General features: G+C 60.5%; 21 protein-coding genes. 11 read left to right on the top strand and 10 right to left on the bottom strand.

Features of this window, described 5'->3' with window-relative positions:
- Positions 1–3: 3 nt before the first annotated feature.
- Together ACR3E0_RS03815 and ACR3E0_RS03810 are read right to left on the bottom strand one after the other, a co-directional pair.
- On the bottom strand, positions 4–1,050 hold the full coding sequence (locus tag ACR3E0_RS03815; protein ID WP_480476323.1) for an MBL fold metallo-hydrolase: 1,047 nt from the start codon (positions 1,048–1,050) through the stop codon (positions 4–6).
- Positions 1,050–2,753, bottom strand: a complete 1,704-nt coding sequence (locus ACR3E0_RS03810; RefSeq protein WP_480476321.1) for an acyl-CoA dehydrogenase — start codon at positions 2,751–2,753, stop codon at positions 1,050–1,052. The genes ACR3E0_RS03815 and ACR3E0_RS03810 overlap by 1 nt, the downstream gene beginning before the upstream one ends.
- 138 nt (positions 2,754–2,891) lie before the next feature.
- On the opposite strand from ACR3E0_RS03810, the gene ACR3E0_RS03805 reads away from it, so the two are divergent.
- Positions 2,892–3,839, top strand: a complete 948-nt coding sequence (locus ACR3E0_RS03805) for an L-threonylcarbamoyladenylate synthase (RefSeq protein WP_480476319.1) — start codon at positions 2,892–2,894, stop codon at positions 3,837–3,839.
- Here ACR3E0_RS03805 and ACR3E0_RS03800 read toward each other — a convergent pair whose 3' ends face one another.
- Positions 3,840–4,394 (bottom strand): YqgE/AlgH family protein, encoded by a 555-nt coding sequence (locus tag ACR3E0_RS03800; RefSeq protein ID WP_480476317.1) that lies wholly within the window; start codon positions 4,392–4,394, stop codon positions 3,840–3,842.
- Positions 4,395–4,551: 157 nt separating this feature from the next.
- Here ACR3E0_RS03800 and ACR3E0_RS03795 point away from each other — a divergent pair, with 157 nt between their 5' ends.
- Positions 4,552–5,352 (top strand): protein-disulfide reductase DsbD domain-containing protein, encoded by an 801-nt coding sequence (locus ACR3E0_RS03795; RefSeq protein WP_480476315.1) that lies wholly within the window; start codon positions 4,552–4,554, stop codon positions 5,350–5,352.
- 4 nt (positions 5,353–5,356) lie between these two features.
- Positions 5,357–5,776, top strand: coding sequence for an NUDIX hydrolase (locus ACR3E0_RS03790; RefSeq protein WP_480476313.1), 420 nt, complete (start codon positions 5,357–5,359; stop codon positions 5,774–5,776).
- On the opposite strand, the gene ACR3E0_RS03785 is transcribed toward ACR3E0_RS03790, so the two are convergent.
- The 6 genes from ACR3E0_RS03785 to ACR3E0_RS03760 form a co-directional block, all read right to left on the bottom strand.
- Complete coding sequence (locus ACR3E0_RS03785; protein WP_480476311.1) at positions 5,773–9,174, bottom strand: efflux RND transporter permease subunit; 3,402 nt, start codon at positions 9,172–9,174, stop codon at positions 5,773–5,775. The genes ACR3E0_RS03790 and ACR3E0_RS03785 overlap by 4 nt on opposite strands.
- Positions 9,175–9,179: 5 nt before the next feature.
- Positions 9,180–10,634: an efflux RND transporter periplasmic adaptor subunit gene (locus tag ACR3E0_RS03780; RefSeq protein ID WP_480476309.1), complete on the bottom strand. Its 1,455-nt coding sequence runs from the start codon at positions 10,632–10,634 to the stop codon at positions 9,180–9,182.
- Positions 10,635–10,740: 106 nt separating this feature from the next.
- The gene (gene moaB / locus ACR3E0_RS03775) at positions 10,741–11,283 is read right to left on the bottom strand and encodes a molybdenum cofactor biosynthesis protein B (RefSeq protein ID WP_480476307.1); all 543 of its coding nucleotides are present in this window, start codon (positions 11,281–11,283) and stop codon (positions 10,741–10,743) included.
- Between the two features lie 5 nt (positions 11,284–11,288).
- Positions 11,289–11,909, bottom strand: coding sequence for a LysE family translocator (locus ACR3E0_RS03770; RefSeq protein ID WP_480476305.1), 621 nt, complete (start codon positions 11,907–11,909; stop codon positions 11,289–11,291).
- Positions 11,906–12,505, bottom strand: coding sequence for a metallophosphoesterase family protein (locus ACR3E0_RS03765; RefSeq protein WP_480476303.1), 600 nt, complete (start codon positions 12,503–12,505; stop codon positions 11,906–11,908). Before ACR3E0_RS03765 ends, ACR3E0_RS03770 begins: the two co-directional genes overlap by 4 nt.
- On the bottom strand, positions 12,502–13,269 hold the full coding sequence (locus tag ACR3E0_RS03760) for a uracil-DNA glycosylase (protein ID WP_480480940.1): 768 nt from the start codon (positions 13,267–13,269) through the stop codon (positions 12,502–12,504). Before ACR3E0_RS03760 ends, ACR3E0_RS03765 begins: the two co-directional genes overlap by 4 nt.
- Positions 13,270–14,032: 763 nt before the next feature.
- Between ACR3E0_RS03760 and ACR3E0_RS03755 the strand changes: the two genes are divergently transcribed.
- From ACR3E0_RS03755 to ACR3E0_RS03725, 7 genes are all read left to right on the top strand, one after another.
- Positions 14,033–14,968, top strand: a complete 936-nt coding sequence (locus tag ACR3E0_RS03755) for an aspartate carbamoyltransferase catalytic subunit (RefSeq protein WP_480476301.1) — start codon at positions 14,033–14,035, stop codon at positions 14,966–14,968.
- A complete protein-coding gene (locus ACR3E0_RS03750) occupies positions 14,965–15,486 on the top strand; it encodes a hypothetical protein (protein ID WP_480476299.1) in 522 nt (173 codons plus the stop codon). The genes ACR3E0_RS03755 and ACR3E0_RS03750 overlap by 4 nt, the downstream gene beginning before the upstream one ends.
- The gene (locus tag ACR3E0_RS03745) at positions 15,471–15,857 is read left to right on the top strand and encodes a hypothetical protein (RefSeq protein ID WP_480476297.1); all 387 of its coding nucleotides are present in this window, start codon (positions 15,471–15,473) and stop codon (positions 15,855–15,857) included. Before ACR3E0_RS03750 ends, ACR3E0_RS03745 begins: the two co-directional genes overlap by 16 nt.
- Positions 15,854–17,134, top strand: coding sequence for a dihydroorotase (gene pyrC, locus ACR3E0_RS03740; RefSeq protein ID WP_480476295.1), 1,281 nt, complete (start codon positions 15,854–15,856; stop codon positions 17,132–17,134). Before ACR3E0_RS03745 ends, pyrC begins: the two co-directional genes overlap by 4 nt.
- Complete coding sequence (gene plsY / locus ACR3E0_RS03735; protein WP_480476293.1) at positions 17,134–17,739, top strand: glycerol-3-phosphate 1-O-acyltransferase PlsY; 606 nt, start codon at positions 17,134–17,136, stop codon at positions 17,737–17,739. Before pyrC ends, plsY begins: the two co-directional genes overlap by 1 nt.
- 458 nt (positions 17,740–18,197) lie before the next feature.
- On the top strand, positions 18,198–18,671 hold the full coding sequence (locus ACR3E0_RS03730) for a YHS domain-containing (seleno)protein (RefSeq protein WP_480476291.1): 474 nt from the start codon (positions 18,198–18,200) through the stop codon (positions 18,669–18,671).
- Positions 18,672–18,944: 273 nt separating this feature from the next.
- Positions 18,945–19,478: an outer membrane protein gene (locus tag ACR3E0_RS03725; RefSeq protein WP_480476289.1), complete on the top strand. Its 534-nt coding sequence runs from the start codon at positions 18,945–18,947 to the stop codon at positions 19,476–19,478.
- Between the two features lie 54 nt (positions 19,479–19,532).
- On the opposite strand, the gene ACR3E0_RS03720 is transcribed toward ACR3E0_RS03725, so the two are convergent.
- Positions 19,533–20,516, bottom strand: coding sequence for a quinone oxidoreductase family protein (locus tag ACR3E0_RS03720; RefSeq protein ID WP_480476287.1), 984 nt, complete (start codon positions 20,514–20,516; stop codon positions 19,533–19,535).
- Positions 20,517–20,709: 193 nt separating this feature from the next.
- Between ACR3E0_RS03720 and ACR3E0_RS03715 the strand changes: the two genes are divergently transcribed.
- On the top strand, positions 20,710–21,567 hold the full coding sequence (locus ACR3E0_RS03715; protein WP_480476285.1) for a DUF2189 domain-containing protein: 858 nt from the start codon (positions 20,710–20,712) through the stop codon (positions 21,565–21,567).
- Positions 21,568–21,583: the final 16 nt, after the last annotated feature.

The raw sequence follows: 21,583 nt of genomic DNA, 5'->3' as shown, positions 1-21,583 counted from the left end.
TCCTCATCCCTTGCGCTGATACACCCAAGCCCCGTCCGCCCGCCGCGTCCGGGTTACAGCCCCAATGTGATAAAGATGGTTCAGGTGTGCAACCGCTTCGACCAGCGCCAGCCCGTACTCGCCCTCTTTGATCGACCGTTTGAACAGCGGGGCAAAGCACTCCGCCGCAGCTTTTGGCGTGTTCAAATCATCCAACAGACGCTCCAACGCGCCGTGGTGGTTTTCAATGAGCTGCCGCATGCGCGTCGGCAATCCAACAAAAGGCAACTTGTGCCCGCCCAGAACAAGCTGATCGGGCCGGGCCAGGTGTTGCAGCCGCTCGCAGGCCTCAAGCCAATCTGCCACCGGGTCGGCCATGGGTTCCGTGGCATACACACCCAGATTCGGACTGATCGAGCTGAGGATCTGATCCCCGGTCAGGACGAGGTTGTCGTCGCGGCTCCAGAATGTTGCATGCTCGGGCGCATGGCCATTGCCCATGTGAACGTCCCAGTCACGCCCGCCCATCCGGATCACATCGCCCTGTTTGATCCGGGTAAATCCCAGGGGCATCGGATAAACAACATCGGCAAAATTGAACGGGCGATCCGCCATGCGTTTGATCAAAATGTCAGCACCCATTCCCGCGCTGCGATAATAATCCAGCGTTTCCTGAGGCCAGCTTTCCTGAACGTCCAGAGTCAGCATCCGCGCGAACAGCCAAGCGCTGCGGCTGGAGACCAGCTCGGCACCGTGATCGGACTGAAACCATCCCGCATTGCCGACATGGTCCGGGTGATGATGGGTCACCACGACCCGGGTCACGGGCTTGCCCGACAGCGGCCCAGCCATCAGCGTATTCCAGATGCCACGTGTTCTTTTCGAGGACACACCGGTGTCGATCACCGTCCAGCCGTCACCATCGTCCAGCGCATAGATATTGACGTGATCCAGGGCCATGGGCAGCGGCAGGCGCATCCACAGAACCCCATCAGCAATCTCGATAGCCTCGCCCGGTGCCGGTGGCTGGGACCAGGGATACCGGATTGACGAAGCGTGCTCGCCGTCCATCACGCGGCCAGATCGTCAGCGCTGAGCGCGAACAGATCGTCAGCGCCATTCTGCGCCTGCACCAGCAGGCCGGTGTGCTCGGGCAGCAGCGCATTGATGTAATAGCGCGCAAGCTTTGCGCGCGGCCCGTCCGGATCGGCCAGCGCGGCCATCAAGTGATAATGCCCCCCCAGAACGCGCGCAAAGGCGTGCAGATAGGCGACCGCGCCAGCAAATCGGTCATTCATGTTGTCTTGCGACACGAGCCATTCCGTGGTTTCGCGCAGCGACTCGCTTGCCTCCCAAACGGGACCAGCCAGATCCGGCATTGTGGTGCGTGCGCGCTCGGCGTGATCTTCGATCTCGTCCAGAAGGCGCGACGCTGCATCACCCCCGTCCATCATCTTGCGGGCCACAAGGTCCATGGCCTGAATGCCGTTGGTTCCTTCGTAGATCGCGGTCACCCGGACGTCGCGGTAATACTGCGCTGCACCGGTCTCTTCGACAAAACCCATGCCCCCGTGCACCTGCACACCGGTTTCAGCCACGCGCATCCCTGTATGTGTGCCGAATGCTTTTCCAATCGGTGTCAACAGCGCTGCGCGCGCCGTCCAGTCCGTATCACCGGTGGCATGCGCCATGTCGATTGCTGCGGCGTTGGCCAGCATGATTGCCCGCGCGGCAAAGATATCAGCCCGCATTTCGGTCAGCATCCGGCGTACATCCGCATGATCGATGATCGTACCCGACGGCGTTTTGCCCTGCTTGCGGTCCAACGCGTAGGCCAATGCGTGTTGGTAGGCACCTTCCGCCGACCCGATACCCTGACCGCCAACACCCAACCGCGCGTTGTTCATCATGGTGAACATCGCAGCCATGCCGCCGTTTTCCTTGCCGACCAGCCAGCCGGTTGCCCCGTCATACTGCATCACGCAGGTCGGAGAGCCGTGCAAACCCATCTTGTGTTCCAGCGACACCACCTTGAGGTCATTGGCGGAACCGGGGTTTCCGTTTTCGTCCGGCAGATATTTCGGCACCAGAAACAGCGAAATCCCTTTGGTCCCCGGCCCTGCATCCGGCAGGCGTGCCAGGACCAGATGGCAGATGTTCTCGCAAAAGTCGTTGTCCCCCCAGGAAATGTAGATCTTTTGCCCGGTCACCGCGAAAGTGCCGTCGCCATTTGGTTCGGCCTTTGAGGTCAACGCGCCCACATCCGAACCCGCCTGCGGTTCGGTCAGGTTCATCGTGCCTGCATAGGCACCGGATATCAATTTGGGCAGGTACAGGGCCTTTAGGTCTTCGCTGGCATGAAGTTCCAGCGCCTCGATCTGCCCTTGAGTCATCAGCGGGGCCACCTGCAGCGACAGGCAGGCGGCGCTCATCATCTCGTTCACGGCGGACGTCACGGTCATTGGCAGCCCCATACCGCCATAGTCCGGATTACCGCTCATGCCGATCCAGCCGCCTTCGGCAATTGCCTTCCATCCGGCGCCGTATCCGGGCGGCGTGCGCACAATGCCATTCTCCAGTCGCGCGGGTTCCAGATCACCGGGGCGCTGCAGCGGGGCCAGAACCTCTTCGCACATCTTTCCGGCCTCAGAAAGGATCGCGCTGACCACATCGGGGCTGGCATCGGCAAAAGTCTCGGTCGCCGCGATCTGGTCGAATCCCACGACATTTTTCAAAAGGAATTCATAGTCGGAGATTGGGGCGCGATATGGCATGGCTTCCCTCGGGGTCTGTCTGAACGGTATGCGCAGGTGGGCTTGGATTCTCCGGCCTGCGCCGGTATGCATCTGGGCTTGGATGAATTAACTATCCTTCCTTATGTTGCAAGCAACCAAAACGCGGCGTCACCAGCTATGATCCCCACTCCTTTTGATCTGTCCGCAGACCCGGCCGGGATCGACCGCGCGGCGGACCTGTTGCGGCAGGGGCTGCTGGTCGCCTTTCCAACCGAGACGGTTTACGGCCTGGGAGGGGACGCTTGCAATGGCGAGGCCGTTGCCAGCATTTTCGCGGCAAAAGGACGGCCCAGCTTCAACCCGCTGATCGCCCATGTCGCATCCGTCGAGGCCGCGCAAAGGTTTGTAGAATGGTCCGATCACGCCGGGCAACTCGCCGATGCCTTTTGGCCCGGTCCCCTGACACTGGTATTGCCGCTGCGCGACGGGCATGGCGTGTCTTCTCTTGTGACCGCAGGATTGGACACTTTGGCGGTTCGGGTACCCGCACATGCCACTGCGCGGGCGCTGCTGACCGCCTTTGATGGCCCGGTGGCCGCGCCTTCGGCCAATCCGTCCGGACAGATCAGCCCAACCACAGCCGAGCACGTCCGTTCAGGCCTGGGACAGAGCATCGCGGCGATTCTAAACGACGGACCCTGCCAGGTTGGGCTGGAGTCGACCATCATCGGCCTGGCAGGAAAGCCCACGCTGCTTCGGCCAGGGGGCGTCGCGCTGGAGCAGGTCGAAGAGGTCCTGAACACGCGGTTGCACATGCACCAAGCGAACGACGTGCTGACGGCACCGGGACAACTGCAATCGCACTATGCCCCCGATGCGCCCGTTCGGCTTAACGCCGTGTCCCGTGAAGGCGACGAAATCCTGCTGGGATTTGGTCCGGTCCACTGTGATCTGAACCTGTCCGCCGATGGCAACCTGATCGAGGCAGCCGCGAACCTGTTTTCCGCTTTGCATCAGCTCAATGCGACCGGCCGACCAATTGCCGTTTCCCCGATTCCCAGCCATGGGATCGGCGCAGCCATCAATGATCGTTTGAACCGCGCCGCAGCCCCCCGCGACAGCTGATCAGGCGCGGCCGGCGCTGGCCGAAAGGGTCAGCGGGTCGACGCCCAGCGTCGCAAGGGCGGCCTCCCACTTTTCATCATCCGGCACATCGAATACCAGTTTCGAGCTTGCCTCCGTCGTCAGCCAGCCATTCATGGCAATCTCGTCCTCAAGCTGGTCGGGACCCCAGCCGGAATACCCCAGCGCCAACATCGAGTTCAGCGGCCCCTGGCCCGAGGCCAGATCTTCCAGCACATCCAGCGTGGCCGTCATGCTGAAATCGTCGGAAATCTGCATGGAATGCAGGTTCGCCTCATAATCCGCGCTGTGCAGGACAAAACCCCGGGACATTTCGACGGGCCCTCCGAAATGCACCAGCCTTTCACCCATCACCGGGATACGGCAGGGAATATTCAATTGCCCCAACAGTGTCTTGAGCCGCAAATCCGATGGTTTGTTCACGATCAAGCCCATCGCACCGTCATCGCCATGGCTGCACATGTAGACGACCGAATGATCGAAGCGCGGATCACCCATGCCGGGCATCGCAATCAACAGTTTTCCGGTCAGATCCATGTGTGAATAACTCTTTCTCTGCGCCCATCAACAATGACCCTGCAGTGTGGGAATTGGCAAGGGATCAGCCGATATTTCGTGAGATTTCATCTTGGTGACCTGAACGTGACTTGGAATCCACGAGCACACCGCGCATTTATGGCGTATGATGCGTTTCATGAGATCTTCCGCTGCCGTATTAACGGCCTGCATAGCCTTCGCTGCACCTGCCCCGGCGCAGGACCTGAACGGTGTCGTGAACTTGGATGTTCTGGACGGCGGTCGCACGGCCAGCGGCACATATCTGGGCGCGTTGCGGCTGACTCTGAAGGACGGATGGAAAACCTACTGGCGCGCGCCCGGAGACGCGGGTATTCCTCCGCAATTCGACTGGAGCGGGTCTGGAAATGTTGGCGATGTTTCAATCACGTGGCCGGCACCGGAGATATTTGATCAAAACGGCCTGCAATCAATAGGCTATGAGGATCAACTGGTGCTGCCGGTCGAAATCACGCCTAAGAACCCGGCCAGGCCCGTAAGACTTCGGGGCGAGATGGATCTTGGCGTATGCAAAGACGTCTGCATTCCCGAGCGGCTGGATTTTGATCACACGCTCGACGCCGATGCCGAACGCAATCCCGCCATCGCTGCGGCGCTGGCCCAGCGGCCCTTTTCTGCCCGCGAGGCCAACGTGACCGACGCCAGTTGCCGTCTCACGCCCACATCAGATGGTATGCAGATTGAAGCCCGTGTAACCATGCCGTCGGCCGGTGGTCATGAAGTAGCGGTGATCGAGCCGGGCAATCCGGTTCTCTGGGCTTCCCAGCCCGAAACTGTCCGGCAAGGCGATACTCTGATCGCGCGCTCCGAAATCATCAATGCCTCGGGTGCACCCTTTGCGCTTGACCGATCCGAGATCCGGATCACGGTTCTGGGGTCCAATCACGCCGTTGACATCAGGGGCTGCAGCGCTGGCTGATCGCATGATCCAAACCCCAAAGATCGGCGCGCTGGCGGTTGTCCTGCATCAGGATCAGGTCTTGCTGGTTCAACGCAGCAAGCAGCCGGATGCCGGGCTCTGGGGTTTTCCCGGTGGTCATGTCGAATGGGGCGAAACCGTATTGCAGGCCGCCCAGCGGGAACTGATGGAGGAAACGTCGGTGGCCGCGCACCCGTCACACTATCTGAACAATCTGGACCTTTTGCGCCGGAATGACAGTGGTGACGTGGTGTCCCATTATTTGCTGGTGGGCGTGGCCTGTCGGTTCCAATCGGGCGAGCCGGTTGCCGGGGATGATGCGCTGGATGCCCGATGGTTTCCGGTGGACCAGATACGGCTGGGCGACCTGCCGATGAGCGCGCGGGTCCCGGACCTCCTCGAAACCGCGCTGAACGCGCGTTAGGCGCCAACCCTCGCTTTGAAGCGGACATAGAGCAGTCCGGAGAACAGAACGCTCAGAACCACAATTGGAATCGCACCCGCAAGAAACGCCCCCAGCCCCATCTGGAGCACCGCGAAGCCGTCGTTACCGGGATAAAGGCTCGACAACAATCCAACTGGTGTACCAAAAACGGCTGGCCAGATCATTGTCACCGCGAACCATATCATCATGGCCAAGCCGGTGACGACCAGCGCCCCCTGCACCACCCGGTCCGGGGCCCGCATCGCACGGCGCATGGCCGTCATCGGGCGGGATACGTCATTCAGAATGGCCAACAGCGCGGGCACCAGAACCAGCACCAGCAACATCCCGAAGCCAAGGCCGTAGACCAACGTGATCACTGTCGGCTTGAGGAACTGCGCCTGCTGAGACCCTTCGTACAGAAGCGGGGTCAGTCCCAGAACCGTTGTCAGCGTTGTCAGCATCACAGGACGCAACCTGTCGGCCGTGCCTTCTACAATGGATGGGACCAATCCACGCTCTTGCTGGTACCCGTCGATGGTTGTCACAAGCACGATAGAGTCGTTGATGATAATCCCGGTCATACCCAACAGGCCCACGACGGTGAACATGCTGAGCGGCACCTCCCAGATATAGTGGCCCCAGATGGCCCCAACCAGTCCAAACGGGATAATGGCCATGACCACCAACGGTCTGCTCCAACTCGCAAAGACCCAGGCCAGCACCAGATAGATTCCTGTCAGACACAGGATCAGACCCGTCCGGGCCTCGGACAGGAATTCGTCCTCTTGCTCACTCAGGCCCGACATGCGCCACTCGACCTGCCGTTCGGCTGCAATATTGGGCAGGATCTCTTCGTTCAGAGCGCGTTCGATTTCTGCCGCTCGCACCGGATCATCCTCGGAAATGTCGCCATTCACCGAGATCACCCGCAGACCGTTTTCGCGCCGCACCGTCGAAAAACCGGCTTTTCGTTCGACCGAAACAATATCGGCCAGCGGCACATAGACGCCATCCGGCGTGCGCATCAACGTGCGTTCGAGGAAGTCCGCCGTCAGCTCACCCTCGGGCAGTTCCACACGGATCTCGGCGCTGCGTGGTCCGTCCGGATAGGTCGCAGCCTCGATCCCGTTCAGACGGTCGCGCAGCACCCGGCCCAGCGTTTCAATCCGAAAGCCCAGCGCTTGCCCCTGCGCAGTCAAATCCAGAATATACTCTTCCTTGTCATACGCCAGATTATCCTCAAGCGCCGACACTTCGGTGTATTTCGAAAGTTCCGTCTGAAGGTCCTCGGACGCGGCCTTTAGCGTGTTCACGTCAGCGCCGTAGAACTGAACGTCAATGGCGTCACCCCCCGGACCAGACCGCCAACCCCGGAAGGTTAACAACTCGACCTTTGGATGGCGTGGAACAAAATCCTGAAGCTCACCCACAAACTCGAAACTGGAATAGGGGCGCAGGTCAGCGTCGATCAGTTCGATGGAGATACCGCCGAGCAGATCTTCGTCCTTGCCCTCGGCTGCGGCCAGACCAAACCCGGCGCTGCCGCCAACCTCAGCCAAGACATAGTCGATGGGATTTCGACCATGGCGCTCTTCATAAATCTGACCCAACTCGTCAGCAGCGCGCTGCAGCTGATGCATCATCTCAAGCGTGTCGGCACGGGTGGCGCCTTCGGCCATGATGAAGTTTCCGGTGACAGAGCCGCGCTCGGGCGCGTTGAAGAACCGCCAGTTCACATCCCCCCGAATGAACAGGGCAATTTGGCTGGCCAGGATCACGACCATCAGCGCGACAACCACGTACCGCGCCCAGACAACCCAGGCGATGAAGGGGCGGAACAGGTTATCACGCACCCAGCGGAAGCCGCGATTTACAACCCGGTTGGGCAGATCGTACCAATGTTCCTTGGCCGAATGCGCAATCGCGTGCGCCATGTGGTTGGGCAGGATCAGAAAACACTCGATCAAAGATGCGATCAAAACCGCGATGACCGTGAACGGAATATCGCGGATCAGTTCTCCGAACCGGCCTCCGACAAGGGTCAGGCCAAAAAATGCGATTACAGTGGTGACAGTTGCCGCAAAGACAGGCATCGCCATGCGGCGCGCGGCGCGCTCTGCGGCGACCATGGGCGCCTCACCCAGACGACGGGCACGAAAGTCGGCATGTTCCCCCACAACGATGGCGTCATCAACGACGATGCCCAAGGTAATGATCAGGCCGAACAGAGACACCATGTTGATTGAAAGGCCGCCGAGATACATCAGCGCAATGGCGGCCGACATTGCCACGGGAATACCTGCCGCAACCCAAAACGCGATCCGTGCGTTGAGGAACAGAAACAACAGGCAGACAACAAGGCCCAGGCCGACAAGGCCGTTGTCGATCAGTATATCCAAACGGTCAGTGATGGCCTGCGCCCGCGTTCGGATCAGTTCGACCGTGACACCGTCGGGCAGGCTGGCCTGCATCTCGGTCACGACATCCTCGACCGTGTGCTGGATGTCGATGGCATCCCCCAGGTTCGAGCGATCCACACGGATGGACATGGCCGGATCATCGCCGACAAAATAACTGCGATTGCGGTTGACACCCTCAACCCGAATTTGCGCCACATCGCCGACAAACAGCTTGGATCCATCGGAAAAATTGCGCAGTGCGATGCCCTCGATTTCCTCGGGCGTGCGTTTTTCCGCACCGGTGCGAATACGGGCATTGGCCCCGGTTACATCCCCTGCCGGGCTGGCATTCACTTCGGCAGCAATGGCAGATGCAATCTCCGACAGCGCGATATCATTTGCGATCAGCTGTGCGGTCGGCACTTCGACCACGACGCGCGGCGCCGCAAGACCACGGATCGTGGTTCGCGTGACGCCGACAGCAAACAACCGGTTGATCAGTTCATCCGTGAACTTTGCCAGTTGATCTGGTGCAACCGGCCCGGTCACCACAACATCGGTAACGCGATCCCGCCAGGCACCGCGCCGGATGCTTGGTTCCTCGGCATCCTCGGGCAGGTTGGTCACGCCGTCGACAGCGGTTCTGACTTCTTCAACCGCACGGGACATGTCCCAGTTGGGCTCAAATTCCAAGCGGATGCTCGCCGAGCCTTCGCGGGATGTCGCATCGGTGCTGGCCACGCCTTCGACCGCCAGCAACGCCGGCTCCAGCACCTGAACGATCCCGTTGTCGACGTCCTCGGGGCCTGCGCCCTCCCATTCGACGTTGACATCGACCCGCTCCAGAATGACATCAGGAAAGAACTGCGCCCGCATATTCGGAATCGCCGCCGCGCCCAGCACCAGCATCACGAGCAGCAGCAGGTTGGCCACCGTCCGGTGCCGCGTGAAGTAACTCAGGATGCCGCCCGCCGCGCCGGGTATCTCGCGCATCATGGCATCTAGCCTCCCAAGCGACCTTCGATACGCCGCACGAGTGAGGCCGGAACCTTCGCTTCGTCAAGCTGGCCAAGCAGCTGGGCCTTGACGTCTTGAGGCATGCGATCGCTTGCCTCGACCTGCGCCACCAGTTCCGCGCGCTGCTCATCTGTCAGTTCGACCATGTCCGGTTCCGCCGCTGCGCTGGCTTCCAGCCGCAATGGGCGCACCCGCACGCCCGAGCCCAGTAATGGCGTGCGCCCGATCACGACCTCACGCCCCTCAAGAGCGGGGCCGCGCAGCAAGACTTCATCCCCCTGGCGGCGGATCAGTTGCACCGGCACCGCCTCGAGTCTGTCATCCGCACCCAGAACCAGAACGGTACCCGTTGCATCCAGCACCGAGGAGGGCAAACGCACGACATTGGCCAGCGCCTGCTCCTGTACCGAGACAGTGACGAAATCCCCCGGCTTGAACCCCGATGCGTCGTCCAGCCGGGCAAAAATCAAACGCCCGGTCTGGCCCTCGCCGGCCGAACCGCTGTCGCGGCTGATCCGACCTGTGGCCAGCAGGTCGGCACCTGTCACTTCAAGAGACACGGAAACCGGGGCGTTGATCAGTTCGCCATCCTCGTCCAGCAGCCTCACATACTGTGCGGTCGAGACCCGGAACGCCACCTCCAGCGCGTCGGGATCCACAAGCTCAGCCAGTTTCTCGTTTGCTGATACCAGCCGTCCTTCGACCAGCGTGACATCCGTTAACGTCCCGCCAAAACCGGCACGGATGGTCATGTCATCCAGATCCCGCTCCGCCGCTTCCAATGCAATGCGCGCGCGCGCCAGAAGGGTCGTCGCCTGATCGACGCGCGATTCCGCCTGCGCCAGAGCAATCCTGCGTGCCAAAACCGATTGCTGGGCAGACGCGGCCGTCAGTTCAGCTTCTTCCACGCTGGCCGTTGCGCCAACACCACGGGATTCCAGATCGCGCTGTCTTTGCAATGCCCGCTCGCGCAGCTCTGCCTGCGCCTCGGCAGACTTCAGTTCATCCTGTGCCAACAGCAACGAGCGTTCCGCGTCCCGTTCTTCGAACTGTGCGTCCAGCAGATCGGACTTGGCCCGGTCCAGTGCCGATTGGGTGTCTGCGGGATCAAGCTCGACCAGAACTTCGCCGGCGGTGACGGTTCCGCCATCTTCAAAATCCTCCGCCAGGGCCACCACGCGGCCACCCAGCGCGGCGCGCAATTCCAGGCGGCGACGGCTTTGAACCTCGCCAAACGCTTCGAGATAGGGTGTGACGGTTTCCAACTCGGCCGTCTGCACCGTGACCGCAAAAACCCGTTCCCTTGCTTCGGGCTGTGTATTTTCACGGGTGATGACGTCCTGCACCGCGCCGACGATCATCTGCGCCGCAACAAACAGCAGCGCCAGCGTTAATGACGCCAGAAACACACCGACAAGACTCTGTCGCAAAAATCGCATCAATCATTCTTCCCGGTTGCACTAGGCTGCCTGCCGCAAGATGTAGCCGAACCCGGAAATATGCCAAGCCACAAAGCGGTTACGAGACATTAAACGTACGACCAGTCTACTTCCGTCGCAAATGTTCGTCCAATCTGGGCATTATTTCCACAAAATTGCAGGGACGATGGCGATAATCGAACTGTTTTTCCAGAATTCCATCCCATGCGTCCTTGCACGCACCGGGACTGCCCGGGAGCGCAAACAGATAGGTCCCGCCCGCAACTCCGCCCGTGGCACGGGACTGCACCGCGGATGTTCCGATCTTCTCCATCGACAGGATTGTGAAGACGGTTCCAAACGCCTCGATTTCCTTTTCGTATACGTCGCGATGGGCTTCGACCGTCACGTCCCGGCCCGTCAGCCCGGTGCCTCCGGTGGAGATGACGACATCGATTTCGGGGTCCGCAATCCAGTTGCGCAGCTGACCCGCGATCTGGACACGCTCGTCACGAATGATTTTTCGGTCAGCAACCGTGTGGCCCGCCCGTTCAATCCGATCGACCAGGGTCTGGCCTGAGCGATCTTTGTCCAAGGTTCGGGTGTCCGAAACGGTTAAAACGGCGATCCGGACCGGAATGAACTCCATGGTTTCGTCTATGCGCGACATACCGCTCAGGCCCTTTCCATGATGGCAAGCCGGATCGCCAGGGCGGTGAAGACACCCCCGGTGACCCAACCCATGATGCGTGAGGCGCGGGGGTTTGAAATCAGAACCCGCCCGGCGCCGCCGGCAAATGTGCCGACCAAACCGTTCACTACAAATCCGCCCAGCGCGATGATGACGCCAAAGATCAGAAACTGCGTCAATATCGAGCCCGCAGCCGGATCGACAAATTGTGGGATGAAGGCCAGAACGAACAGGATGACCTTGGGATTGGTCAGGTTCACCACCAAGCCGTCCCGAAAGGCGAACCGAGTGGCTTGGCCCGGACCTTCTGTCGAGACGGCGCCATTCCGGATTGCGCCCCAGGCCAGATACAGCAGATACCCGACCCCCACCCAGCGAACGACATCAAACACCCAGGGCATGGTTGCGACGGCCGCGCCAAGACCCAGCCCGGCCACCAGAACATGCACAAGCAGTCCAGCCGAAATTCCGGCGCTTGCGGCCAGTGCGGGTTTGGCCCCGGATCGCAGACCCTGTCCAAAGCAGAACATCATATCCGCCCCGGGTGTGAAATTAAAGGCCACAGCAGCAGGCACAAAGGCCAGCAGTGTCACGGTTTCGATCATACTTTGGCCTCGAACCAGTTCACTTTCGGACCGAGATTTGCGATTTGCGTGCGACCGAGTGTGCCTCGATACCCCCAGCTGTCATGAATATGGCCGCACAGGGCAAACCCTGGCTGAATACGCTCGATTGCATCTCTGACGGCCACCGATCCCACGGAAACGCCTTGCGACGTCTTATCCCCATGCCCTTTTGGCGGTGAATGAACGATCAGGACATCTGCACTGTTGCAACGGTCCAGCATTTCCGCGGCTTCAGCCTCGGTCAGGTCGCAGGACCAGTCGCCAAAAGGCGTGAGGGGAACACCGTACCCAAGCCCGAACATGCGCAACCCGTCCAGCGTCATCCCGGCGCCGTGCAAGACATGGACACCTTCAGGGGCGGCCTCTGTAAGCTCTCCGGCGCTTTCGGCGTTGCCGGGCACCAGAACCAGAGGCGCGGAAACCCCCGCCAGCATCTGCATCGCCTCGTCCAGCCCCTGCCGCATGTTGCAATAGTCGCCCGCCCCGATCACCAGATCGGCCTTGGCGCTGGCCTCGACCAGATCGACGGCCCGGTTGCGGGCCATATGCAGGTCAGAGAAAGCCAGTATCCTCATCCTTTTGCCTCCAGCCGGGCTTTCAACTCCAGCAGATCCGCCCAGGCCTGTCGTTTCATCTGAGGCTGGCGCAACAGGTAGGCAGGATGGAACATCGGAAGAACCGGCAGGTCCATCGCCTGATCCCAGTGCCCGCGCAATCGGGTGATGCCGCGTTTGCCCAGTACCGCCTGACAGCTGATATTACCCATAACGATCAGTATTTCCGGTTTGGCCAGCGCGACGTGCCGTTCGAGAAACGGTTTCATCATGCCAATCTCTTCCGGCTTGGGGTCGCGATTCTGCGGCGGCCGCCAGGGCAGAACATTTGTAATGTAAACGTTCTCGGCCCGGTTCAGATCAATCGCCGCCAGCATCCGATCCAACAGTTGCCCTGCACGCCCGACAAAAGGCTTGCCCTCGCGGTCTTCATCCCGGCCCGGCGCCTCACCAATAATCATCACGCGTGCACCGGGGGTACCGTCAGCAAACACAAGCTGTTTCGCCCCACGTTTCAGATCGCAATGCTCGAACGCATCCATCGCTGCGCGCAGGTGATCCAGCGAACCGGCACCGCGCGCTGCATTCTGCGCGATCCGAACCGGGTCAACATCTTCCGGTTTTTCGGCTGCGTTCTGGACCTGAACAGGCTTCTTGGCCTTGGGGGCGGTCTCGGGCAGCGTATACCGGTCCACGGGCGCATCCCCGATCGCGTCGGTCGCGCCAAGTTCGACCTGCCATTCCAGCAGAGCCCGCGCTGTATGAAAGTCCAAGGCCGATTCCATGCCCTTCAATCTACTCACCTTTGGGCTGAGGGAAAGCGAATAGACCTTGCCACGGCGCTCTGCCGCACCGACCATGGCGGCATTCATGTTGCCAACCCTGCGATTCCTTCTGATCGGACTGCTGTTTGCCGTAGCTGGCGGCGAACCGGCGCAGGCAACTTTTCACGACAAGCCTGGCCAGTGTCGGGCGGGGCAGCTCAAATGCGGCAGCAGATGCTGCTCGGCGGGTCAAAGATGCAGTTTCGACGGTCATTGCATCCGCCCGGGTGTCACATATTGCGGCGGCGGTCGGTCCTGTGGCCCCTTCGAGCGATGCGTCTCCGGCGGAATCCGCTGCGCGCCTGCGGGGGCGAACAAGTGCACGTCGCGTTTGGACTGTCCGGGCGGCAGCTTCTGTAACGGGCGCGGCGAATGTGAACGGATCACACCCGAGTTCGACCCAAGCCCGCCGACAACCTGCGAAGACGGGCGCACTTGTGCGCGGGGATCGTCCTGCCTGCCGGGCGGCGGATGCGCGCGCCCCGGTTGGTTCTTGTGCGAGGAGACCGGCTCGCAATGTCGACCCGGTTTCAAATGTTCCAAGCATCAGGGATGCGTGCCGGTCAAAGCGATTGACTGCGGATATGGCACATGGTGTCGACCGGGCGAGGAATGCCGGCCCGAAGGCGGGTGCGAGAAACTACCTCAAGACACGGACCCCTAGGTTGCCCCGCCGCGCCGTCCTTTCTATAAGCGGCCGGACTGTCAGACAGGAGCCCGCCCCATGCGTTTCGCCCATCGTCACCTTCTTGGCATTGAGCACCTGTCGCAATCCGATATTATCGCCATTCTGGATCTGGCCGAAAAGTACGTCGACCTAAACCGACAGTCAGCAAAACACTCGGATGTTCTGGCGGGGCTGACCCAGATCAATATGTTCTTTGAAAATTCGACACGCACGCAGGCCAGCTTTGAGATTGCTGGGAAGCGTCTGGGCGCGGATGTGATGAACATGGCGATGCAGGCCAGTTCGATCAAAAAAGGCGAAACGCTGATCGACACCGCGATGACACTGAACGCGATGCATCCCGATCTGCTGGTGGTGCGGCACCCGCAATCCGGCGCGGTAGATCTGTTGGCGCAGAAGGTGAACTGCGCCGTACTGAACGCCGGCGACGGGCGTCACGAGCACCCGACCCAGGCCCTACTGGACGCGCTCACCATTCGTCGCGCCAAGGGTCGGCTGCATCGGTTGAACATCGCCATCTGCGGCGACGTCGCACATTCCCGCGTTGCCCGGTCAAACCTGATCCTGCTGGGCAAGATGGAGAACCGCATCCGCCTGATCGGACCGCCGACACTTGTCCCCACGCATTTCGCCGAGTTCGGAGCCGAGGTTTATGACGACATGAACGAAGGTCTGAAGGACGTCGACGTCGTCATGATGCTGCGCCTGCAACGGGAACGAATGGATGGCGGCTTTATCCCCTCTGAACGGGAATACTATCATCGCTACGGGCTGGACGCGGCCAAACTGGCCCTGGCCAAGCCCGATGCCATCGTCATGCACCCCGGCCCCATGAACCGGGGTGTCGAAATCGATGGAACGCTGGCCGACGACATCAACCGGTCGGTCATTCAGGAACAGGTGGAGATGGGGGTCGCGGTGCGTATGGCGGCTATGGAACTCTTGGCCCGCAATCTGGGTGAAGCGGCATGAGGGATATGGACGTCGCCTTGAATGAGCGTGGTGTGCTACGCGTCTTCTCTTTGGATATGCGTCCCCAAGAGGCAAAGTTCCTGCGCGAACCCGGCGCTGCTGAGCAGGTTCTGGGTGTTCCCGATCTGGACCACGAACAGATCGATATCTTTCCGGTGTCGGACCTCGAGGATCTGGGACTGTTCGGGTACCTGAACGATGGCTGCGGTGTGTCAGAGGATCAGTTGGACCGCGCAGCCCTGGAGGGTGTCGAAGGCTGGGTGATGGTCGTGCGCAGCGCCGCATTCAAAGGCAGGGCCGTCACGCTGGAGCTCGATGCAAGGCTGCAGCTCATAGGTCTCTACACCGAACAGGCCACAAACTGGACCGGGGGTGTGATCGCGGCGGAAAGCGCCAAACCCTTTTCCGCCCCGCAAGGCCCGATTGATGGCGGCGACAAGCCGCGACGCATCGGGTCGGCCGTGCTGGCACTGGTAATTCTCTTGGTGATCGGAGGTGCCCTGTGGCTGATCCTGTGACCTTCGTGCCCGACAAAGGCGCCTATGTTCGCACAAATGCGTGGATCGCTGCCGGAGCAATGGCGGCCGCCATGCTGGTCCTGTGGTTGATCGGAAATCCTTATGTCTGGACCGGTGCGCCGGCTGGTCTGGCGGCCATCGGGCTGCGCGCATGGTATCTGGCGTCGGAAGAACTTGCCACCAGATGGACAATGAGCGACGACACGCTCACCGGCCCCGGGCCACGAACCGTACCGCTCAAACAGATTTCGGCGGTCAACACGATGGGCAGCTTTGTCCAGATCGTTACCAAGGGCGGCGATAAACACCTGATCAAATACCAGGCAGACCCCGCAGCCACAAAAGCCGCCATTGAAAGGGCGTTGCCATGAGCGACATGATTTTCACCAACGCCCGCCTGATCAATCCGGAAACTGGAACGGACAGTATCGGTTGGCTGCACGTCGCCAACGGCCGCATCACCGCGATGGGCGACGGCGACGCACCAGCGACAGAAGGGCGGACCATCGATTGTGGTGGCAAATGCCTCGCCCCGGGAATTGTCGATATCGGCGTCAAGGTGTGCGAACCCGGCGAGCGGCATAAGGAAAGCTACAAATCGGCGGGTCTTGCTGCGGCGGCCGGGGGTGTCACCACCATCGTCACCCGACCGGACACGATCCCGGCCATTGACACGCCCGAAACGCTGGAATTTGCCACGCGGCGCGCGCAAGCAGATGCGCCGGTCAACGTGCTGCCCATGGCCGCCCTCACCAAGGGTCGCGAAGGGCGCGAGATGACCGAGATCGGCTTTTTGCTGGATGCGGGCGCGGTTGCATTCACCGATTGCGACCACGTTGCCGCCAATACCAAAGTCTTTTCACGCGCCCTGACCTATGCGCGATCCTGCGGAGCGCTGGTGATCGCCCATCCGCAGGAGCCGGGCCTCAGCAGCGGTGCAGCCGCAACCAGCGGCAAGTTCGCCGCACTGCGGGGCCTACCGACCGTATCGCCAATGGCCGAACGGATGGGGCTGGACCGCGATATTGCCCTGCTGGAAATGACCGGGGCTGCCTATCACGCCGACCAGATCACAACCGCGCGTGCACTGCCCGCGCTGGAACGCGCAAAGCGCAACGGGCTGAATATCACAGCAGGCACGTCGATCCACCATCTGACACTGAATGAGCTGGACGTGGCCGACTATCGCACCTTCTTCAAGGTCAAGCCGCCATTGCGGTCCGAAGATGACCGGCAGGCGGTGATCGAAGCGGTGCGCAGCGGTTTGATCGACACGATCAGTTCGATGCACACCCCGCAAGACGAAGAAAGCAAGCGCCTGCCGTTTGAAGAGGCCGCCTCGGGTGCGGTCGCGCTGGAAACCCTGTTGCCGGCAGCCTTGCGTTTGTACCACGCGGGGCAGCTTGACTTGCCAACCCTGTTTCGCGCCATGGCACTCAACCCGGCAAAACGTCTGGGGCTGGACAGTGGGCGCCTTTCCAAGGACGCACCTGCTGATCTGGTGCTGTTCGATCCGGATGTGCCATTTGTGCTGGACCGGTTCACACTGAAATCCAAGTCGCAGAATACGCCGTTTGACGGGCAGCGGATGCAAGGTAAGGTCACTGCCACCTATGTGGCAGGAAAAGAAGTCTACCGGAGAAGCTGATGCCGCTGATCGACAGTACCATGACCCAGCTCATCCTGTGGGCTGCCGTTGGCTACCTGATGGGGTCGATCCCCTTTGGCATGATTGTCGCCAAGGTCATGGGGCTGGGCAATCTGCGCCAGATCGGGTCTGGCAATATCGGCGCCACCAACGTGCTGCGCACTGGCAACAAGGGGGCTGCGGCGCTCACCTTGCTGTTTGACGGTGCCAAAGGCGCAGTGGCGGTCTTGTTGGCCCGGGCTTTTGCCGGAGATGATGCCGCGCAGATTGCTGCGCTGATGGCGTTTCTGGGCCATTGCTTCCCGGTCTGGCTGGGTTTCAAGGGCGGCAAGGGCGTTGCGACTTTTCTGGGATTGTGGCTGGCGCTGGACTGGCGCGTCGGCGTTGCGTGCTGCCTGACCTGGCTGGTTGCGGCCGCCATCTGGAGGATCTCGTCGGTTGGGGCCCTGGCAGCAGCCGCGTTGTCGACCACATGGGTCGTGGTTCTGAGCGACGGGTCCGCGTTCCTTTTGGGGATCGTTCTGACAGTGCTTGTGTACTGGCGCCACAGCACCAACGTCGCGCGCATCAAGGCTGGAACCGAACCAAAAATCGGCAAGTCGTGAATCCGCCAGATAGGTTTCTGAATGCGTTTTTTGCCTTGCCCATCGGCACATTCACAGGATCTGCAGGCGACCGGCGCTATGTCATTTCGCGTCAGGTGATGGCAGGCGGCAAGTCGCACAAGCTGGTCGCACATGAGCTAGGCGGTACAGATTACATCAGCCTGAATCTGTACCACACACAAAACAGCGGGTGCTTGTTGCGGCCTTGCGAGATGTCCGCTCAAAAAGTCACGGAGTTCGTGGTCTCACTGGCTCCGGACCGGAACCCCTAGCGGTGCATGAATGAACACGGCCTCTTCATACATGCACAATCACGATTGATTGCTTTGAACGTGATCCGAACGCTTCCCAATTCGGATTTCGTGACGGCCAATTACCGACCGCACATTACATAATCTCGGGAACGCTCGTCTCAGTTTCGAAGGCATATGGTGGCCCATTTCACGAAAGGTGAACCAATGAACAAGTTCAAATCCATCCTCGGCGGTGTCGCGCTGTCCGTCGCAATCGCAAGCTCGGCTATGGCAGCCGGCGTTGAAATCAACGCAACCCCCACCGGTCTGGCCATGCAGGGTTACGACCCGGTCGCCTATTTCACCGAGGGCGAAGCGACCAAGGGCAACTGGCAGATTACCGCGCTGCACAATGACGCGATGTACCGCTTTGCATCGGAAGACAACAAAGCCGCATTCGAAGCCAACCCCGAGGCTTATCTTCCGGCCTATGGCGGATATTGTGCCTTTGGTGCTGCGATGGGCTTCAAGTTCGACGGTGACCCCACCTATTGGAAAATCGTGGACAACAAGCTGTACCTGAACCTGTCTCAGGACATCCAGCAGCGCTGGGAAGGCGACATTCCGGGCTTTATCGAAAAAGCCAGCGCGAACTGGGACGACATCGCCGACAAGGACCCGGCAGAATTGCAGCAATAATCCGCTGAAAAAACTAGGCAAGTCGGCGGCGGAGGGATCCGCCGCCGCTTGTCGTTTGAAAACAGCGCATTCGCAACCTATCTCTCAGAACAAACAAGCGTCCAACTCAAATGGACCAGCGTTGCCTCATAAAGCAGTTCCGCAACGCGCAATACGGGTCGGGATTAGTGGATCTGAAGTGATCCGGTCGCAAGATCGGACCGTAAAAACAATACAAGACCGCAGGCGGATTGGACTCTGCGGTCGCTCGTTTCGAACGAAAGGATACATCAGATGACGGGAAGATTTGCACTTGTCACCGCTATCGCGACCTTGGCGGCCGGCTCGGCCATGGCGCAGTCCTCGGGCAACTGGACAGGGTTTTATGGTGGTGCGCAAATCGGTTACGCCGATGTTGATACCAACTTGTCGGGTATCGACGGCGATGGCGTGATCGGCGGTATCATCCTCGGATATGACGTTGACCTCGGTGACTGGGTCGTCGGTGGTGGTTTTGACTATGACTGGACCGATGTGGACCTGTCCGGTGCTGCCACAGTGGAAGACGTCTGGCGCCTCAAGGCACGCGCGGGTTACAAGGTGAACCCTCAGGGCTTGTTGTACGGAACCGCAGGGTACGCCGAAGCAAGCACCGACACTCTGGGCAGTGATGATGGCTGGTTCATCGGTGCGGGCTACGAGCAGATCGTCGCTCCCAATGTCAGCATCGCCGGTGAATTGCTGTACCATGAATTCGACAATTTCAACTCAACCGGAATCGATGTGGATGCAACCACGTTCCAGATCCGGGCGGCTTACCGGTTCTGAGGCCTGCATTGAGACATGAAAGAGGCCCGGCGCTCAGCGCCGGGTCCTTTCGTTTCAGACATCCAGAATGGTACTGCCGGTCGTCTGGCGCGCCTCAAGCGCGCGATGCGCATCCGCGACCTGTTCCAGCGGAAACCGCTGGTCAATATGGATCTTGACCTCTCCACCCGTGACCTTGCTGAAGAGACGGCGCGCCATCGCCTGACAAACAGCGTGATCGGAAATATGTGTGAACAGCGTCGGCCTGGTAATCTTGAGCGAGCCTTTCTGCCCAAGAATACCGATGTTGAACGGCGGGACCGGCCCCGAGGCGTTGCCGAATGAAATCAGCATGCCCAAGGGTTTGAGGCAATCCAAAGACCCCTCGAACGTATCGGCCCCTACCGAGTCCATCACCACATCCACACCTTTGCCACCGGTGATTTTGGCCACCCGTTCAGCGAAGTTTTCGGTCCGGTAGTTGATGCAATGCGCGGCGCCGTTGAACTGCGCCAGGCTGCATTTCTCATCGGTCCCCGCCGTTCCGATCAGCGTGATGCCTTCGGATTTTGCCCACTGGCTGGCGATCAGGCCAACCCCTCCGGCGGCTGCGTGAAACAAGACCGTGTCCCCGCGCTTCAGCGGCGTCGTCCGGTGAAACAGGTATTCCACGGTCATACCCTTGAGCATCATTGCGGCCGCGGCCTCAAAGGTCACATCGTCCGGCAAGGGGCAGACCTGCGCCGCAGGCATCACACGGGCCTCACAATATGCGCCAGAGGGCGCGGCGGCGTAGGCCGCGCGTTGACCAACCTGCAAATGCGTGACACCCTCGCCGACGGCCTCGATCACACCGGCGGCCTCCATCCCCAATGCGTGCGGCAGGTCGAGCGGATAGAGCCCTGTACGTTGATACACATCGATAAAGTTCAATCCGCAGGCATGGTGTCGAATGCGGACATCACCCGGCCCAGGATCGCCCAGCGGTCTGTCTTCGATCCTTAGAACCTCGGGACCTCCGAAATCGTGAATGACAACTGTACGCGCGGTTTGCTGCATGCTGACCTCCTCTTACCTGGTACCAAGCTACCATGCCTGACCGGCAGGGCAATTGGCGGGCCTGTCGGCCCGGCTTCGGCGGTTTTCGAAACTGTGGTATACTTGGCCAAGGCGTTGCCGGCTGGTCCGGCCACGGGCAACCTGATGCCGGATCCGTTCCGCGGCGTACACTCGCCAGGGAAGGGGATGAACAATGGCAAAAACGATCGGTAATCCAATAAGTTGGATAGCCCAAAGCCTCGGCGCGACAAGCGATCACGTCTCGGAAAGCGTATCCCGGATCGGCAGTTCCGACACCAAACACCTGCCGATGGTGCAGACGCTGACCCTGCAGGACCTGCGCGCCTGTCTGCGGGCGGGGTATAACGATTTTCTGGAAACCCGCGCCGATGCGATTTTCGTGGTTCTTATTTATCCCATCGCCGGTCTCCTGATGTTCGCCATAGGGCTGAACATGAACCTGATACCGCTGTTTGCGCCTTTGGTAGCGGGCTTTGCTCTAATAGGTCCGGTGGCCGCCGTCGGCCTCTACGAGATCAGCCGCAAACGCGAACAAGGCGAGACCGCCCATTGGCTGGACGCCTTCGGCGTGTTCCGGTCTCCATCCTTCGGAGCCATTCTCGCGCTGGGGTTCTATCTGGTCATGTTGCTCTTGGTCTGGCTGATGGTTGCGCAGAGCATCTATGTGCAGACACTCGGCCCAGAACCGCCCTCGTCCACCGGTGCATTTGTGACGCAGGTCTTCACCACCGGAGCCGGTTGGGTCATGATCATTGTCGGCACCGCCGTAGGGTTCCTGTTTGCGCTCTGCGCATTAGCGGTCAGTGTCGTCAGCTTTCCCTTGCTGCTCGACCGCAAAGTGGGATTGCCCGTCGCGGTGGTCACCTCTGTCCGGGTGTTGCGCCACAACCCCGGCGTGATCCTGACCTGGGGCTTCATCGTAGCGGCCCTTTTGGTTCTCGGGGCAATTCCGATGTTGCTGGGCCTGATCGTGGTGATGCCGGTGTTGGGTCACGCAACCTGGCATCTCTACCGCCGCGCCGTAGCCTGAGCGCACGCTGACCCCA

The organism is Ruegeria sp. AJ12 (assembly GCF_056536245.1).
Note: the sequence above shows the minus strand (reverse complement) of the source record. Positions and strands in the feature narration are given on the sequence as shown.